The 17,080-nt window shown below is 62.8% G+C and carries 15 protein-coding genes; 3 read left to right on the top strand and 12 right to left on the bottom strand.

Annotated elements, in window-relative coordinates; all coding sequences use genetic code 11:
• Window positions 1-161 precede the first annotated feature (161 nt).
• Window positions 162-752: a CDP-diacylglycerol--glycerol-3-phosphate 3-phosphatidyltransferase gene (gene pgsA / locus AAHK20_RS10265; protein WP_137334582.1), complete on the bottom strand. Its 591-nt coding sequence runs from the start codon at window positions 750-752 to the stop codon at window positions 162-164.
• Window positions 753-872: 120 nt separating this feature from the next.
• A complete protein-coding gene (uvrC, locus tag AAHK20_RS10260) occupies window positions 873-3,035 on the bottom strand; it encodes an excinuclease ABC subunit UvrC (RefSeq protein WP_449181337.1) in 2,163 nt (720 codons plus the stop codon).
• Between the two features lie 164 nt (window positions 3,036-3,199).
• Between uvrC and earP the strand changes: the two genes are divergently transcribed.
• The 3 genes from earP to AAHK20_RS10245 all read left to right on the top strand — a co-directional run bounded on the left by earP (window position 3,200) and on the right by AAHK20_RS10245 (window position 6,816).
• The gene (earP, locus tag AAHK20_RS10255; protein WP_449181336.1) at window positions 3,200-4,414 is read left to right on the top strand and encodes an elongation factor P maturation arginine rhamnosyltransferase EarP; all 1,215 of its coding nucleotides are present in this window, start codon (window positions 3,200-3,202) and stop codon (window positions 4,412-4,414) included.
• Between the two features lie 91 nt (window positions 4,415-4,505).
• A complete protein-coding gene (gene efp / locus AAHK20_RS10250) occupies window positions 4,506-5,063 on the top strand; it encodes an elongation factor P (protein WP_449181335.1) in 558 nt (185 codons plus the stop codon).
• A gap of 367 nt (window positions 5,064-5,430) precedes the next feature.
• Window positions 5,431-6,816, top strand: coding sequence for a sigma-54-dependent transcriptional regulator (locus AAHK20_RS10245; protein ID WP_449181334.1), 1,386 nt, complete (start codon window positions 5,431-5,433; stop codon window positions 6,814-6,816).
• A gap of 114 nt (window positions 6,817-6,930) precedes the next feature.
• Here AAHK20_RS10245 and nagZ read toward each other — a convergent pair whose 3' ends face one another.
• From nagZ to AAHK20_RS10195, 10 genes are all read right to left on the bottom strand, one after another.
• Complete coding sequence (gene nagZ, locus AAHK20_RS10240) at window positions 6,931-7,959, bottom strand: beta-N-acetylhexosaminidase (protein ID WP_449181333.1); 1,029 nt, start codon at window positions 7,957-7,959, stop codon at window positions 6,931-6,933.
• Between the two features lie 106 nt (window positions 7,960-8,065).
• Entirely contained in the window at window positions 8,066-8,470 is a 405-nt protein-coding gene (gene acpS / locus AAHK20_RS10235) for a holo-ACP synthase (protein WP_449181332.1), read from the bottom strand.
• A gap of 14 nt (window positions 8,471-8,484) precedes the next feature.
• Complete coding sequence (gene pdxJ, locus AAHK20_RS10230) at window positions 8,485-9,249, bottom strand: pyridoxine 5'-phosphate synthase (RefSeq protein WP_449181331.1); 765 nt, start codon at window positions 9,247-9,249, stop codon at window positions 8,485-8,487.
• On the bottom strand, window positions 9,246-10,103 hold the full coding sequence (gene recO / locus AAHK20_RS10225; RefSeq protein ID WP_449181330.1) for a DNA repair protein RecO: 858 nt from the start codon (window positions 10,101-10,103) through the stop codon (window positions 9,246-9,248). The genes pdxJ and recO overlap by 4 nt, the downstream gene beginning before the upstream one ends.
• Window positions 10,090-10,989 carry a GTPase Era gene (gene era, locus AAHK20_RS10220; protein WP_449181329.1) on the bottom strand — a complete coding sequence of 300 codons (900 nt, stop codon included), beginning with the start codon at window positions 10,987-10,989 and terminating at the stop codon, window positions 10,090-10,092. The genes recO and era overlap by 14 nt, the downstream gene beginning before the upstream one ends.
• A gap of 91 nt (window positions 10,990-11,080) precedes the next feature.
• Complete coding sequence (gene rnc / locus AAHK20_RS10215; RefSeq protein ID WP_449181328.1) at window positions 11,081-12,190, bottom strand: ribonuclease III; 1,110 nt, start codon at window positions 12,188-12,190, stop codon at window positions 11,081-11,083.
• A gap of 198 nt (window positions 12,191-12,388) precedes the next feature.
• Entirely contained in the window at window positions 12,389-13,282 is an 894-nt protein-coding gene (lepB, locus tag AAHK20_RS10210; RefSeq protein WP_449181327.1) for a signal peptidase I, read from the bottom strand.
• Window positions 13,283-13,300: 18 nt separating this feature from the next.
• A complete protein-coding gene (gene lepA / locus AAHK20_RS10205) occupies window positions 13,301-15,094 on the bottom strand; it encodes a translation elongation factor 4 (RefSeq protein ID WP_449181326.1) in 1,794 nt (597 codons plus the stop codon).
• 168 nt (window positions 15,095-15,262) lie between these two features.
• Window positions 15,263-15,529: a glutaredoxin family protein gene (locus tag AAHK20_RS10200; protein WP_449181325.1), complete on the bottom strand. Its 267-nt coding sequence runs from the start codon at window positions 15,527-15,529 to the stop codon at window positions 15,263-15,265.
• Window positions 15,529-17,067 (bottom strand): DegQ family serine endoprotease, encoded by a 1,539-nt coding sequence (locus tag AAHK20_RS10195; protein ID WP_449181324.1) that lies wholly within the window; start codon window positions 17,065-17,067, stop codon window positions 15,529-15,531. Before AAHK20_RS10195 ends, AAHK20_RS10200 begins: the two co-directional genes overlap by 1 nt.
• Between the last annotated feature and the right edge of the window lie 13 nt (window positions 17,068-17,080).

Here is a 17,080-nt window from a genome sequence, read left to right as displayed (position 1 = left end):
AACTCGCGACCTCAACCTTGGCAAGGTTGCGCTCTACCAACTGAGCTACTCCCGCGTTTTGCTGCTCCCCGTTAGCACCTGCGTGCATCGGAGAAACGAGATTATGTATAAGCCGCTGAAACGTGTCAACCCCTTCTGACTAACTATTTGCGGCAAGCGCATTACAGGATGCCGCCGCGCTCGCGGATCTGCGGCCACGCGAGCTTCATGTAGTACAGCATCGACCAGATCGTCAGCACGGTCGCGAGATAAATGAGCCACAGGCCCCACACGCGCGTGTCCATCACGAACGCGCCGAGCGGCAGCGGCCCGTAGTAGAGCAGCATCGGAATCGCCACCATCTGGCACGCCGTCTTGAACTTGCCCAACTGATTCACGGCGACGCTCTTCGACGCGCCGATCTGCGCCATCCATTCGCGCAGCGCCGAAATCGCGATTTCGCGGCCGACGATCACCAGCGCAATCGCCGATTCGATACGTGCCAATTGCACGAGGATGAGAAGTGCTGCCGTCACCATCAGCTTGTCGGCGACCGGGTCGAGGAACGCGCCGAACGCCGAAGTCTGATTCCACCTGCGCGCGAGATGACCGTCGAACCAGTCAGTCAGCGCGGCGACCACGAAGATCGTTGTCGCCGCGATATTGCGGTGCATGGGGCTCATCATGATGTCCGGCAGATAAAACACGCCGACGATGAGCGGAATCAGCACGATTCGCAGCCACGTCAGGAAAATCGGAATGTTGAACGGCATGGGCAAACGCTGCGCAAAAATGGGGGACAAGGAGATGCCATTGTGCCGTGTCGCCGTAGGCGCCACAAGCCAAGCGGCTCGCGGCCCCGGTGCGGCGCGGTACACGGGTTATACACGGGTTCAATGAAGCTGCCGATAGATCTGTTCGGCAAGCGAGCGCGAAATGCCCTCGACGCTCGCCAGATCGTCGACACTCGCCGCCACGACGCCACGCAATCCACCGAAGCGCGCCAGCAGCCGTTGACGCCGTTTCGCGCCGACGCCTTCGAGCTCCTCGAGACGCGACGTCTGCCGCGTCTTGGCGCGCTTCGCCCGCATCCCGGTGATCGCGAATCGGTGCGCCTCATCGCGGATCTGCGCGACGAGCATCAGCGCGGCGCTTTCCTTGCCGAGCTCGAGCGGCGTGCGGCCATCGGCGAAGATCAGCGTCTCGAGGCCGACCTTGCGGCCCTCACCCTTCGCGACGCCGACCAGCATGCCGCAGTCGAGACCCAGCTCGGTAAAAACTTGACGCGCGATTTCGACTTGCCCTTTGCCGCCGTCGATCAACACGATGTTCGGCAAGAGACCGCCGGCCGCAGCGGGCTCAGCCGGTTCGACCGCCGCGTTCGGATCGGCTGCTGCATCCGGTTGCAGCGCCGCCGCTTCATCGGCCGCATTCTGCGCCGCCTGCGCGACCATCTTCTCGTAGCGGCGCGTGAGGACTTGGCGCATCGCCGCGTAATCGTCGCCTGGCGTGATGCCGGTGATGTTGTAGCGACGGTATTCGCCCGACTGCATCTTGTGATGGTGATAGACCACGCACGACGCCTGCGTGGCCTCGCCCATCGTGTGGCTGATGTCGAAGCATTCGACGCGCAGATGCGCAAGGTCCTCGCCTTCGAGGCTGAGCGTATCGGCGAGCGCCCGCGTGCGCGCCTGTTGCGAGCCTTGCTCCGAGAGCAGACGCGCGAGCGCGAGCCGCGCGTTCTGTTCGGCCATGCCGAGCCACACGCGCTTTTGGCCCTGCGGCTGGCGCAGCACCGTGACCTTGTGCCCCGCCTGTTCGGTCAAGAGCTCGACCAACTCGCGATTCGCCGGCGCGTGGCTCACGACCAGCACTGGTGGCACACGATTGCCGAGATAGTGCTGCGCGATGAACGCGTCGAGCACTTCGCTTTCGATGCCGACGTCGCGCGAGCGCGAGACCGGCTCAGCGTCATCAGCCTCTGTTTCGGACGGCATCTCTTGTGCGACGGCAAGCGGGTCCGGCACTTCTTTCGGGTCGCCGGAAGACTTCTGCTCGCCCGCGCGCGGCTCGGCCTTCGAAGAATCGCTTGCCATCGCGGCGGCATCATCCGCCGACGCTACGACACCCTCCTCCGCTTCGCCGATCCCTCCTTCATCTGCCGTCAGCGCACTTTCGACATGCGCAGGGAAATACGCCTTGTCCCCTAGATGCCGGCCACCTCGCACCATCGCGAGATTCACGCAGACACGCCCACCGAGCGCTACGACCGCGAGAATATCGGCGTCACTGTCGCCGCCCACTTCGATCGCCTGCTGATGCAGTACCGTCGACAGCGAGCTCATCTGATTGCGCACCGCTGCCGCCTGCTCGAACTTCAACTCGCCGGCAAACGCGTGCATCTTCTCTTCGAGTTCCTTCATGACTTCGGTTTGCCGGCCGAGCAGAAAGCGCGATGCGTTCGAAACGTCGCGCGCGTAGTCCTCTTCGCTGACCGCGCCGACACACGGCGCCGTGCAACGGCCGATCTGATGCAGCAGGCACGGCCGCGTGCGGTTGTTGAACACGGAGTCTTCGCAGGTGCGCAACTGGAACACGCGCTGCAGGATCTGAATGCTCTCGCGCACCGCCCATGCGCTCGGGAACGGTCCGAAGTACTGGTTCTTCTTGTCGACCGCGCCCCGGTAGTACGCCATGCGCGGAAACTGGTGCGCGGTCAGCTTCAGATACGGGTACGACTTGTCGTCGCGAAACAGGATGTTGTAGCGCGGCGTCAGCGCCTTGATCAGATTGTTCTCGAGCAGCAGCGCCTCGGCTTCGGAGCGCGTCACCGTTGTCTCGATGCGCGCGATGCGCGTGACCATCATCGCGATGCGCGGCGACAGCTGCGTCTTCGTGAAATAGCTCGATATGCGCTTTTTCAGGTCGCGCGCCTTGCCGACGTACAGCACGGCGCCTTGCGCGTCGTAATAGCGATAGACGCCCGGCAAATGCGGCAACTGCGCGAGGATTTTCTTCGGTTCGAAGGCGGGTTCGAGAGCGTCGGTATCGGTCATGCAGAGTTCGGACAGTGCGTCGCGCGGTAGAGCGCCAGGGGCAATTCGCGAGAGTCACGCAAGGGCGGAGTCGCCACGTGTGTGCTTTAGAATCGCCAGTTTAGAACATTCCGCATGCGACCGAATCGCGCGCATATTCGCAGGCACATTCGGACGCAACCGCCATGCCCGACCATCCTCATTCCTCCCATTCCCGGCGCGAGTCCGCGCGCGCTTCAGCGAAAGCCGATGACCGCATCGCGTGCGACATCTTCTGCGCGGTCGTCGACAATTTCGGCGATATCGGCGTGTGCTGGCGTCTCGCGCGGCAGCTCGCGGCCGAACACAGTTGGCAGGTGCGCGTGTTCGTCGACGATCTGCACGCGTTCCAGCGGCTGTGTCGCACGATCGACGTCGATCTGGCCCGGCAGACCGTCGAGGGCATCGCGATCGAGCATTGGCACGAGCCGGCGCACGCCGGCGATACGCTCGAAGTCGCGGACGTCGTGATCGAAGCGTTCGCCTGTGAGTTGCCGCCTGCCTACATCGCGGCGATGGCGCGCCGCGAGCGTGCGCCGGTCTGGATCAATCTGGAGTACCTGAGCGGCGAGGACTGGGTCGCGGATTTCCATCTGCGCCCCTCGCCGCATCCGCGTTATCCGCTGACCAAGACCTTTTTCTTCCCCGGCCTCGGCGCAGGCACTGGCGGCGTATTGAAGGAACGCGGTCTGGATGCGGCGCGAGCGGCGTTCGAATCGTCGCGCGAGGCGCGCGACACCTGGTGGCGAAACGCCACGGAAGGACCGCCGCCGGAGCCCGAGGCGACCGTCGTTTCGCTCTTTGCGTATGAAAATCCCGCTGTCGACGCGCTGCTCGAGCAATGGCGCGACCAAGCAGAACCGACCTGTCTGCTTGTGCCCGAAGGTCGCATCTCGGGCGCGGTCGGGCGTTTCTTCGGCCTGCCGTCGTTCAGCGCGGGCGCGCATGCGGAACGTGGCAGTCTGCGCGTGCATGCGCTCGCGTTCACCGAACAGCCGGCATACGACGCGCTCTTGTGGGCGAGCCACGTCAACTTCGTGCGCGGCGAGGATTCGTTCGTGCGTGCGCAATGGGCGCGGCGTCCGTTCGTCTGGCAGATCTATCCCCAAGCGGACAACGTGCACCTGCAGAAACTGGACGCCGCCCTCGCTCACTGCACCGCCACACTGCCCAAGGCCGCGCGCATTTCGATGGAGCGATTCTGGCACGCGTGGAACGGCGGCGGCGAGCCGGATTGGTCCGATTATTGGCGGCACCGCGCCGAATTCGAGACGCGGGCGGCCGCTTGGGCTCACGAACTGGGCACCGTCGGCGACCTTGCCGGAAATCTGGCTAAATTCGCAAAAACTCAGTTAAAATAAGCGGTTATCCAACGGCCCGCAACGTACCTAGGCGCCCTGCGCATCGATGCCGTTGAGCAACATTGACTTTAAATTCGCACAGGACAGTTTTATGAAGATCGCTCAGGAACTCCGCACCGGCAACGTCGTGATGATCGGCAACGACGCAATGGTCGTGCAGAAGGCTGAATACAACAAATCGGGCCGCAACTCCGCCGTCGTCAAGATGAAGTTCAAGAACCTGCTGACGGGCGCCGGCATGGAAACGGTGTACAAGGCCGACGACAAATTCGACGTCGTCGTGCTCGACCGCAAGGAAGTGAGCTACTCGTACTTCGCCGACCCGATGTACGTGTTCATGGACGCCGACTACAACCAGTACGAAGTCGAAAGCGAAATGATGGGCGACGCGCTCAACTACCTCGAAGAAGGCATGGCTTGCGAAGTCGTGTTCTACAACGAGAAGGCGATCTCGGTCGAACTGCCCACCACGCTCGTGCGCGAAATCATCTACACGGAGCCGGCGGTCAAGGGCGATACGTCGTCGGGCAAGGTGCTCAAGAACGCAAAGCTCAACACCGGCTTCGAGCTGCAAGTGCCGCTTTTCTGCAACATCGGCGACAAGATCGAAATCGATACGCGCACGAACGAATATCGCAGCCGCGCCTAAGCTGGACGGTCTATTCCAGGCAGTCCGGCCGCGCCGTTAGCGGTCAGATCGAAAAGCGCCCCCGAGGGGGCGCTTTTTCTTTTTAGTGCGAGTCGTGTATGTTCTAAGAAAACTTTACCGAGTCGCCCTCTCCAAATTTCCAATCCGATCGCGCCGAGAACGCAACATTCGGATACAAATCATTGTTCTATATAGTTATTTTCTTATGGCACGCTATATGCTGAAGTAATTTTCGTCGCCCCATTCATCTCAAAAATAGGACGGCCGGCAGCGTCCTTATGCTGTTTGGCTGTACACAACGCCCGCGAGACGTATCGGACCGACCGCCGAGAGCGGGATATCGACCATTTGATTGATTGCGCCAGCCATGCCACACGCCCTGATTGTCGAAGACGATCCCAATAGCCTGTCAGGCCTCTCCGCGATCGTTGCCGCCGACGGCTTTTCCGTCGATACCGCAACCTCGCTCGCCGAAGCCAGGGCTGCATTGACGCGCTTCATTCCCGATGTCGTGCTCGTCGACTTGAACCTGCCCGACGGCGGCGGTCTGGACCTGCTGCAAAATCTCCCGTCGCAGCCGCCCGACGGCACCCTGCCCGTGATCGTGATGACCGGCAACGCGACGGTCGAAAGCGCGATCGAGGGCCTGCGCCACGGGATCTGGGACTATTTGCTCAAGCCAGTCAACATTCCGCGCCTGCGCAGCCTGCTTGCGCGCATTCCCCGCCCCTACGAACTGACCGAGGAAGTGCAGACGCTGCGAGCCACGCTGCGCCGGCTTGGCCATTTCGGACCGATGATCGGGCGCAGCGACGCGATCCAGCACGCCTACGACCGGATCGAGCACACCGCGCCGACTGAGAGCGCCGTGCTGATCTACGGCGAAGCGGGCACGGGCAAGGAGATCGCGGCGCGCACACTGCACGAGATGAGCCGCCGCCGCAAAGGTCCGTTCGTCTCGTTCGACTGCCGCTCGTTCGCGCACGACATCAATGGCAGCCGCTCGGCCGACAGCATCCTCTTCGGTCACGAGCACGGCGCCTTCGCGGGCGCGGAGCGCCGCGAGCCCGGCCTCTTCGAACAGGCAGGCGGCGGCACGCTCTTTCTCGACGAGATCACCGAGTTGCCGCTCGCACAGCAAGAAGCGCTGCTGCGCGCGCTCGATTCGCAGACGTTCATGCGCGTCGGCGGAACGAACCAGGTGGTCACGGATTTCCGGCTTGTCGCGGCGACCCGCCGGCCAGTGCGCGAAGCGGTGGCCGACGGCACGCTGCGCGAAGACCTTTGGCTGCGGCTCGACGCGTCGTCGATCGCACTGCCGCCGCTGCGCGAGCGCGGCGAAGACGCGGTGCTGTTCGCCGAGGTGCTCGTCGACGACCTGAATCGTGAAGTCAACGCAAGCGGCTTTGCGACGGTGAACAAGCACATCGGTCCGAACCTGATTCGCGAGTGCCTTTCGTACGATTGGCCGGGCAATGTCCGCGAGCTGCATGAGCGCGTGCGGCGCGCGTACAACGCGTCGGGCGAAGTGATCGAAACGCTGCGGGCAGACGAGGCCAGCAGCGCGGGCGGCCGCCGCTTGAACGGCGGCAGCGTGCAGGTGACGGTGGGGACGCCGCTCGCCGATGTCGAAGACCTGCTGATTCGCGCAACGCTCGACGCGGTCGGCGGCACGCGGCATCGCGCGGCGACACTGCTTGGCATCAGCCCGAAGACGCTCTACAACAAGCTGCAGCGTATGAAACTATCTTGACGGCACAGCAGCACGCCGCCGGGTTACGCCATCACTGCTTCCTCTAGCGGGCCAAGCAAAGACGCCGCCTCGAAAGGGCGGCGTCTTCATTTCATGTCTGCGTATTTCCGCGTATCAGGCAAACGCGTTGCGCAACAACGCCTGCGCCTGCAAATACTCGGGCTGCCCGACGAGCTTGTCCCAGCTCAGGGCCTTGCCACGCGGCCGCATGCGTTTCAGGCGCCTCAACGAATCCTTCGACGGCTCATAACGCAACTCGTTGAGCACCTGCTCCGCCGCGTTCGGCTGATTGCAGACGAGCACCATATCGCAGCCGGCCGCGAGCGCCGCCGTTGCCGCCTCGGTCAACGTGCCGCCTTCGCGCGCCGCTTCCATCGACAGATCGTCGCTGAAAATCGCGCCCGTAAAGCGCAGCTTGCCGCGCAGGACTTCCTGCAGCCACACGCGCGAGAAGCCGGCCGGCTTCGCATCCACCTGCGTATAGATCACGTGCGCCGGAATCACCGAGGCGAGCGACATCCCAAGCCAGTCGTACGGCGCGACATCGTCGCGCAGGATTTCGTCGAGTGTGCGATCGTCGGTCGGCAACGCGATGTGCGAATCGGCAGCAGCAAAGCCGTGTCCCGGAAAATGCTTGCCGCAATTGGCCATCCCCGCGAGCGCGAGACCGTGATTCAAGCTCTTCGCCAGCATCGTGACGACGCGCGCATCGCGATGAAACGCCCGGTCGCCGATCACTTTCGAATGACCGTGGTTCAAATCGAGCACCGGCGTGAAGCTCATGTCGATGCCGCACGCACGGAGCTCCGACGCCAGAACATAGCCCACCGCCGTCGCCACCTTGGTCGCGTAGAGCACGTCCTTGTCCCACAGCTCGCCGAGCTTGCCCATCGCCGGCAACACCGTGAAACCACCCGTGCGGAAGCGCTGCACGCGGCCGCCTTCGTGATCGACGGCGATCAAGATGTCCTCCCGCACGTCGCGAATCGCGTCGGTCAACGCGGTGAGCTGCGCGCGGTTTTCGTAGTGGCGCGAAAACAGGATCACGCCGCCCGTCATCGGATGCGCGATGCGGCGCATGTCGTCAGCGGTAAGGGTGGTGCCGAGCACGTCGAGCATCACCGGTCCGAGAGAGTTTTTCATGGGATCAACTTAGGAATAGGAAGAAGACGGCTTGGGCCATCTCGGCTTGAACCATCTCGGCTTGAGCCATCTCGGCTTGAGCCATCTCGGTCTGGGCCATCGCGGCCTAGACCGTCTCGGCCGTTTCGGCGATCACGAAGGACACCGCGTAGTCACGCTCGTCGCTGACCGTCACGCGCGCGGTAATTCGGCGCTCGGCGAGCCACTCCGCCAGCTCGCCCGATGCGACGACGATGGGCTTGCCGCTCGGCTCGTTCAGCGTCTGCAACGCGCGCCATGTCATCGGCCAGCGCATGCCGAGACCGATCGCTTTCGAAAACGCTTCCTTGGCGGAAAAGCGCGTCGCGAGAAACGCCAGGCCGCGCACTTCCGAGCGCGCGTTGCGGGCGTGATAGACACGCAATTCGTCGGGGCCGAGCACCTTCTCGGCAAAGCGCCCCTGCGTGCGTTTCATCACCGCCGCGACGCGGCTTACCTGAACGATATCCGTGCCGATGCCATAGATCGCCATGTGCACGCTCGAGCTCAGTGCCTGGCGGCGAGACGCGCCGCGACCATGATCGCCTTCATCTCGCGCACCGCGTTCTCCCAGCCCGCGAAGATGGCGTGCGCAACGATCGCGTGACCGATGTTCAGTTCGACAATGCCTTCGATGGCGGCGATCTGCTGCACGTTCGTATAGTGCAGGCCGTGCCCCGCATTGACCTTGAGCCCAAGCGACGCGCCGAATTCGACCCCACGCACGATCCGCTCGTATTCGCTCAGCTGCTCGGCCTGATCGTGCGCCTCGGCATAGCGGCCCGTATGCAATTCGATGACGGGCGCGCCGGCTTCGTGAGCGGCGCGGATCTGGGCCTCGTCGGGGTCGATGAAAAGCGACACGCGCGAGCCGGCATCGGCGAGCTGGCGGCAAGCCGCACGCACCGACTCGAAGTGCCCGGCGACGTCGAGACCGCCTTCGGTCGTCAATTCCTGGCGCTTTTCCGGCACGAGACACACGTCGTGCGGACGCACTTCGCAAGCGATATCGAGCATCTCCTGCGTGATCGCGCATTCGAGGTTCATGCGCGTCTTCAGTTGCGTGCGCAACGATCGGACGTCGGCATCGACGATATGCCGGCGATCTTCGCGCAGATGCAACGTGATCGCGTCGGCGCCGGCCTCTTCCGCGAGCAGCGCGGCGCGGATCGGATCGGGATACGACGTGCCTCGCGCGTTGCGCAGCGTGGCGACGTGATCGATGTTCACGCCGAGGTCGATCACATTGGGCGACGTAAGAAAGAAGCTCATAGGTTCTGCAAATCGATCAGGATCTGGCGGGTGGCAAGCGGCGTTCCGCCAAGATAGGTGTTGAGCAAAAAGCGCATCAGCGTCTTGCTTTGCGCGACGGTCTGCGCACGATGGTAATCGTCCTGCTCCATATCGAGCAATGTTTGCCCCGCGACGACCGGCCAATGCGCGGGCCATTGCAAGGCCAAATCGCCGCTCGCATCTCGCACGCCGCGCTCCGGGTCGAACACGTACTTGCCGTCGGGCACCACGGCCTTGCGAGCGACCGTGCGATCGAGCGCCATGGCATAGCCGGTTTCGCGCAAAAGCACGCGCTCGAACGAGCGCAGCACTTGCACGGGCGGCTCGTCGTGAGCAAGCCGCGTCAGCGTGACGACGTAGTGATGGAACAGTTGCGGATGCGGATCTTCGCGCGCGCAGAATTTGACGAGCAGCTCGTTGACGTAGAAGCCGCACAACAGCGCATCGCCGGTAAGCGGCAGCATGCCGCCGACCCACTCCGCGCCCGTCAGCGTCCGCATCTCCGATTTGCCCGACCAGGACATCGCGAGCGGCTGGAAGGTCTGGAGCACGCCGCGTAGCGCGGAATGCGGGCGCTTCGCGCCTTTCGCGACGAGCGCGAGCCGGCCGTGGTCGCGCGACAAGACATCGATGATGAGACTCGTCTCGCGATACGGATAGCTGTGCAGCACGAATGCCGGCTGCTCGGAAATGCGGAATTCGGAGGTACGCGGCGCGCGCTTCGGCTTCGTGCTTGCCGGTTTGGGTGGCGCCGTAGCGTCGATGTTAGCCCGGCCAACCGTGTCGCCCGCGTCATCCTCGTGTTGCGTCATCCACGCGTCATTCGTACCCATAGGCGCGTAGTCCGGCTTCGTTGTCGGCCCAACCGCTCTTCACCTTGATGAAGGTTTCCAGGTACACCGGGCCGTCGAACAGCTTTTCCATGTCGAGACGCGCTTCCGTGCTGATCTGCTTCAGCTTGGCGCCCTTCTGGCCGATGATCATTGCCTTGTGCGTATCGCGATCGACGAGGATCGTTGCGAACACGCGCCGCAGGCGACCCTCCGTCTCGAACTTGTCGATCAGGACGGTGCTCGTGTACGGCAGCTCGTCGCCGGTCCAGCGGAACACTTTCTCGCGCAGGATTTCGGCGGCCAGGAAGCGCTCACTGCGATCCGTGAGGTCGTCCTCACTGTAGATCGGCGCGCCTTCCGGCAGGTACGGCTTGACCGTTGTGAGGAGCCGCTTGATGTCGTCGGGGTTCTTCGCCGACAGCGGAACGATCTCCTTGAACTCGCGCAGCGCACTCATCTGCTGCATGAACGGGAAGAGCGTGTCCTTGTCCGACACGCGGTCGAGCTTGTTCGCGATCAGGAGCACCGGCGCCGACGGCGGAATCAGGTCGAGCACTTTCTGATCGTCGGGACCGAAGCGGCCCGCTTCGATGACGAACAGAATCGCGTCGACCGAGGTCAGCGTCGACGTCACCGCGCGATTGAGCGAGCGATTCAGCGCGCCGCTGTGACGGGTCTGAAAGCCCGGCGTGTCGACGAAGATGTATTGCGCGTCGTCGAACGTGTGAATGCCGGTGATACGGTGACGCGTCGTCTGCGCCTTGCGCGACGTGATGCTGACTTTCTGGCCGACGAGCGCGTTCATCAGCGTCGATTTGCCAACGTTCGGGCGGCCGACGATCGCGACCATGCCGCAGCGGAAACCGGTGGAAGAAGATGCGTTCATAGTGAGCTGCGGCAAATTGGGTGAAATGCGGGGCGGTACGAAAAACCGGCCGATCCGGCAACGAGCACGGCGTCCGCCGGCACGTGTGGGTTCATGAGCGGCCGGCGTCGGCGGCGCCGGGTTCGACGGCCGCCGCCACGGCTGCGGCCGAAGCGGCATCGTCCGCTGGGGTTTCGCGCGGCTGCGCTGCCTTCTCGGCCGCGCGCGCGACGGGTTCGGTCGCTTCGGGGGCGTTACCGGCCCCATTGGCTTGGGCTTTCGGAGCTTTTTCGGCTCGCTCCACGCGATCCGGCGAATGCTCGACGTGCGACGCCCGGATCACCGCCACCGGCCCAGGCACGGGTCGCTCGGCTGCCGGCTCGGGATGAACTGCTTTCGATTCCGCACGAGCCGTCCGATCGCGCCTCGGCTCGGGTGACCGCAAGTCGAGCGCTGTCTGCACGCCGGTCACGCCGGGCACGATTTCCGGCTCAGCATGCTTGGCGGTGCGCGCGCCCTTCGAGCGCTTCGGCTTGGCGGCCAAGGCCGGGGCCACGGCCGTCACCTCGTCGAGCGCCTTCTTCGCTGCGGCCTGCTCAGCCGCGCGGCGGCTCGCGCCCGAACCCGACACCTTGATATCGAGCTTCGGCACCGTGCATTCGACTTCGAACTGTTGATTGTGCGCTGCACCATGCGTCGCGACGACCGTATAGGTCGGCAGCGCGATCTTGTGGCCTTGCAGGTACTCCTGGAGCAGCGTCTTGGAATCCTTGCCGAGCGTGCGCGGATCGATATGGTCGAGGATCGGGACATACAGGCGCTTGATGACCGTCTGCGCGGCCTCGAAGCCGCCGTCCAGAAAGATCGCGCCGAGGACCGCCTCGAGCGTATCGGCGAGGATCGACGGGCGCCGGAACCCGCCGCTACGCAGTTCACCTTCGCCGAGGCGCAATCCTTCCGAAATATTCAGGGCCTGAGCAATTTCATACAACGACTGCTGCTTGACCAGATTGGCCCGCACGCGCGACAAATCGCCCTCGTCCAGTTTGCCGAACCGTTGGAACAATAGGGCAGCCACCGCGCAATTGAGAACGGAATCGCCGAGAAACTCGAGCCGTTCGTTATGCGTGGCACTGTGACTGCGATGGGTCAAAGCCTGGCGCAACAATTCCGCATTGCGAAATTCGTAGCGCAACCGGCTTTCCAGCGGAGAGAGGGGCATGTGCAAAGTATAACGCGGGCGCCAGACCCGTCGAACTGGTGAGACCGGATCGCTGCGGGCCCGGAGTAAGTGCTAAAGCACCCACTCCGGTCGACACGAAAAAAGTGCGGCGAAGCTGTGTTACCGCACGTTCTTAAAGTAGCGTCGCAAACGCGCCGCGCATTTTCAGCACGGCGCGTTTGCCATCGCGACCGGCAATCAGTGGAATGAACCGATGCGCTTCAGGCTGCTGAAGTTCATCCAGATGAAGAACGCGCGACCGACGATATTGTTGTCGGGCACGAAGCCCCAGTAGCGGCTGTCCGCACTGTTGTCGCGGTTGTCGCCCATCATGAAGTAGTTGCCCGGCGGCACTTTGCAGATCACGCCTTCGCTGTTGTATTGGCAGTTGTCGCGAAACGGATAATCGTCGGCGCCGACCACGAACGGCGGCACTGCGGGATTGTTCAGAATGGCGTTCTTGCGGCCACCGAGATCTTCTTCGAATTGCTTCGCATAGCCGATGCGCTCTTCATCGAAGTAATCGGGCAGCGGCGTTTCCGGCACGGGCTTCCCATTGATCGTCAGCTTCTTGTCTTGATACGCCACCACATCGCCAGGCAAGCCGATCACGCGCTTGATGTAGTCGACCGATTCGTCCTTCGGATAGCGGAACACGACGACATCGCCACGCTCGAGCGCGCGGCCCTGCGTGACTTTCGTATTGGTGATCGGCAGACGCAGGCCGTAGTCGAATTTGTTTACGAGGATGAAGTCGCCGACCAGCAGCGTCGGCACCATCGAGCCCGAAGGAATCTTGAACGGTTCGACGACGAACGAGCGCACGAGGAACACCACCAGAATCACCGGAAAAAAGCTCGCCGTGTACTCGAGCCACCACGGCTGGCGCAGCTTGTCGTCGCGAATGCGGGCGCGCGTTTGCGGTGCGTTTTCGTCGGCGAAGCGCTCGCCGACACGCTGCTGCTGCCTATCGAATTCCGCGACCGCGGCGTCCGCTGCGCGCCGCCGTTGCGGCTGAAAAACGAGTTTGTCTGCTACCCACGCGATGCCCGTCAAGATAACGAGCACAAAAAGAATCAGCGCAAAATTCATGTTGTTAGAGAGATCCCGTTATTTGTCTTCGACGCGCAAGATTGCGAGGAAAGCCTCCTGCGGGATCTCGACCGACCCGACCTGCTTCATTCGCTTCTTGCCTTCTTTTTGTTTTTCCAACAGCTTCTTCTTCCGCGTGATGTCGCCGCCGTAGCACTTCGCGAGCACGTTCTTGCGCAATGCCTTGATGTTTTCGCGCGCAATGATGTGCGCACCGATCGTCGCCTGAATCGCAACGTCGTACATCTGGCGCGGGATGATCTCGCGCATCTTCGCCGCCACTTCGCGGCCACGATACTGCGACTGCGAGCGGTGGACGATCACCGACAGCGCATCGACCTTGTCGCCGTTGATCAGCATGTCGACCTTGACAACGTCCGACGCGCGATATTCCTTGAACTCGTAATCCATCGACGCATAGCCGCGCGACACCGACTTCAACCGGTCGAAGAAGTCGAGCACGATTTCCGCCATTGGGATTTCGTAGGTCAGTTGCACCTGACGGCCGTGGTACTGCATGTTGATCTGCGAGCCGCGCTTTTGCGTGCAGAGCGTGATGACCGAGCCGACGTAATCCTGCGGCATGTACAGGTTCACGATGACGATCGGCTCGCGAATCTCTTCGATCTTCGGCGGATCCGGCATCTTCGCCGGGTTCTCGACCTTGATGAGCGAGCCGTCGCGCTGCACGACTTCATAGACCACCGTCGGCGCAGTGGTGATGAGATCCATGTCGAATTCGCGCTCGAGCCGTTCCTGCACGATTTCCATGTGCAGCAAGCCCAGGAAGCCGCAGCGGAAACCAAAGCCGAGCGCCTGCGAAACTTCCGGCTCGTATTGAAGCGAAGCGTCGTTCAGCTTCAGTTTTTCGAGCGATTCGCGCAGCGCATCGTACTGGTTCGCTTCAACGGGATAGAGACCCGCGAACACCTGCGGCTTCACTTCCTTGAAACCGGGCAGCGGCTCGGAAGCGGGCTTGTTCGCGAGCGTAACGGTATCGCCGACCTTCGCCGCCGTCAGCTCCTTGATGCCGGCGATGATGAAGCCCACCTGTCCCGCCGACAGCGTTTCGAGATTCTTCGACTTCGGCGTAAACACACCGATATGCTCGACCGGGTATTGCGCGCCGGTCGCCATCATCTTGATCTTGTCCTTCGGACGCAGCGTGCCGTTGACGATGCGCACGAGCATCACGACGCCGACGTAGTTGTCGAACCAAGAATCGATGATGAGCGCCTGCAGCGGCGCTTCGGGATCTCCCTTCGGCGGCGGCACTTTGGCGATCAGGGATTCGAGCACGTCCTCGACGCCCAGCCCCGTCTTCGCGCTGCATCGCGTGGCGTCGGTCGCATCGATCCCGATCACGTCCTCGATTTCGGCGATCGCGTTTTCCGGATTGGCCGCGGGCAGGTCGATCTTGTTCAGAACCGGGACCACTTCGACGCCCAGTTCAATGGCCGTATAGCAGTTCGCGACGGTCTGCGCCTCGACCCCTTGGCTCGCATCGACAACCAGCAGCGCGCCTTCGCACGCCGACAGCGAGCGGCTGACTTCGTACGAGAAATCGACGTGCCCCGGAGTATCGATTAGGTTCAGGTTATAAACCTTGCCATCGCGCGCGCTATAGGACAGCGCGGCGGTCTGCGCCTTGATCGTGATGCCGCGCTCGCGCTCAAGATCCATCGAGTCGAGCACTTGCGATTCCATTTCGCGGTCGGACAATCCGCCGCAAATTTGGATGATGCGATCGGCGAGCGTCGACTTGCCATGGTCGATGTGCGCAATGATCGAGAAGTTACGAATATGATCCATTCAGTACCGATCAAGCGAAAAAGGCGCGCTCGGACGACTGCAGAGCACGCCTTGTAAGTAAATGAAAAACTTATCTATTTTAGCCGAAAAGCCTTTCCCGGGGCGGAATTTGCCAGTCTTGGCGCCGTGCGCCCGGCGCCGCTGAGCAAAGCGCAGATAAGTGGGAGGTCAAATCCTCGCGGCCCGTATCGCGAGGGCGGCACGTACGCGCGCCGCATCGAGCCGGTAGTGGCACAACTCGACGCCATCGCACACCAGCACCGGAACCAGCTCGTTATAAAGCGCCTCGAGCACCGGGTCGGTATCGACGTCGACTATGGTGACCTGTGCGCCGAACTCCGCCAGAAGCGGCTCAAGCTCGGCACGCATGTCGTCGCACAGATGACACCACGCGCGCCCGTACAAAGTCAGCCGCGGCGCGCGCGATGCCTCCATTATTTCTGCGCCGGAGTCCGTGGCCGGATCGGCACGAACTGCGTGTTATCGCCGCGCCGCACGAGCACCGCGACCATTTTTTGCGGATCGAGACGCGCGGTGACATCGTCGAATTGCTTCGCGCTCGAGATGTCGGTATCGCCGACGCGCAGGATGATGTCGCCTTTCTGCAGACCGACACGTGCTGCGGGCCCGTCCACGACGTCGACTTGCACGCCGCCGTTGCGCAGCTTCAACGCCTTCTGCTGATCGGCCGGGATGTCGACCACCGCGATGCCCAGCACGTTGCTTGCGCGCGCCTTCGGCGACGGCGACTTCTTGCCCTGATCTGCCTTCGCGGTCTTATCGTTCTGCATCTCGACGACCGTGATCGGCAGATCGCGCACCTGACCCTTGCGCCAAACCGTGATCGTGGCCTTCGAACCAGGCTTCGTGTCGCCGACCATGCGCGGCAAATCGGTCGCCGTGTCGACCGGCTGCCCGTTGAACTTGAGGATGATGTCGCCCGGCTGCACGCCGGCCTTGTCCGCCGGACCACCCGGCTCGACGCTGGAAACAAGCGCACCTTGCGACTTCGGCAAACCGAGCGAATCGGCAACATCCTTCGTGACTTCACCAATCGCGACCGCGATCCGCCCGCGCGTCACCTTGCCGGTGGCTTTCAACTGATCGGCGACGCGCATCGCTTCGTCGATCGGAATCGCGAACGAAATGCCCATGAAGCCGCCGGTGCGGCTGTAAATCTGCGAGTTGATGCCGATCACTTCGCCCTGCATGTTGATCAGCGGACCGCCCGAGTTGCCGGGGTTCACAGCCACGTCGGTCTGGATGAACGGCAGGTAGTCGCCGGTGTCGCGCCCCTTGGCGCTGACAATGCCCGCCGTGACCGTGTTGTCGAGCCCGAACGGCGAGCCGATCGCGACGACCCACTCGCCGACGCGCACCTTGTTCGAATCGCCGATCGTGACGGTCGGCAGGTTGTTGGCGGTGATCTTGACGATCGCGACGTCCGTCCGGTCGTCGACGCCGATCAGCTTTGCCTTGAATTCGCGCTTGTCGGTCAGCGTGACGTAGATGTTGTCAGCATCGTCGATCACATGGGCGTTCGTCATCACGTAGCCGTCTGCCGACAGGATGAAGCCTGACCCAACGCCGCTGTTTTGCTCGGCATCGGAGTTGTCCGGCGAATCCGAACCGCCGCTGCCGCCGCCGTTGTCGCTATTTCCTCCGCTGCCACCGCCGCCGTTGCCACCCCTGGGCGCGCCCGGCTGCGGCAACGGGATGCCGAAGAAGCGGCGGAAGAACTCCGACATATCGCCGTCGTCCATGCCCGGCGGCATCGCACGGGAGCTGTTGTTGTCGCTCGTGACGCGCGTGGTCGTGCGGATGTTGACGACGGCTGGTCCTACCTTGTCGACGAGATCGGTGAAATCGGGCAGATTGGCTGCCGGCATCGCCGAAGCCGAATGGGGCACGAGCGGCAGACAGACTGCCACGACCGCGGCCGCGAGAAATTTTCGCACCGAGAGATTCGTCATAGGGAGGGAAACC

This window comes from Trinickia camelliae (assembly GCF_053525655.1).
The sequence above is the reverse complement of the archived record's forward strand: the minus strand, read 5'-3'. Positions and strand labels throughout refer to the sequence as shown.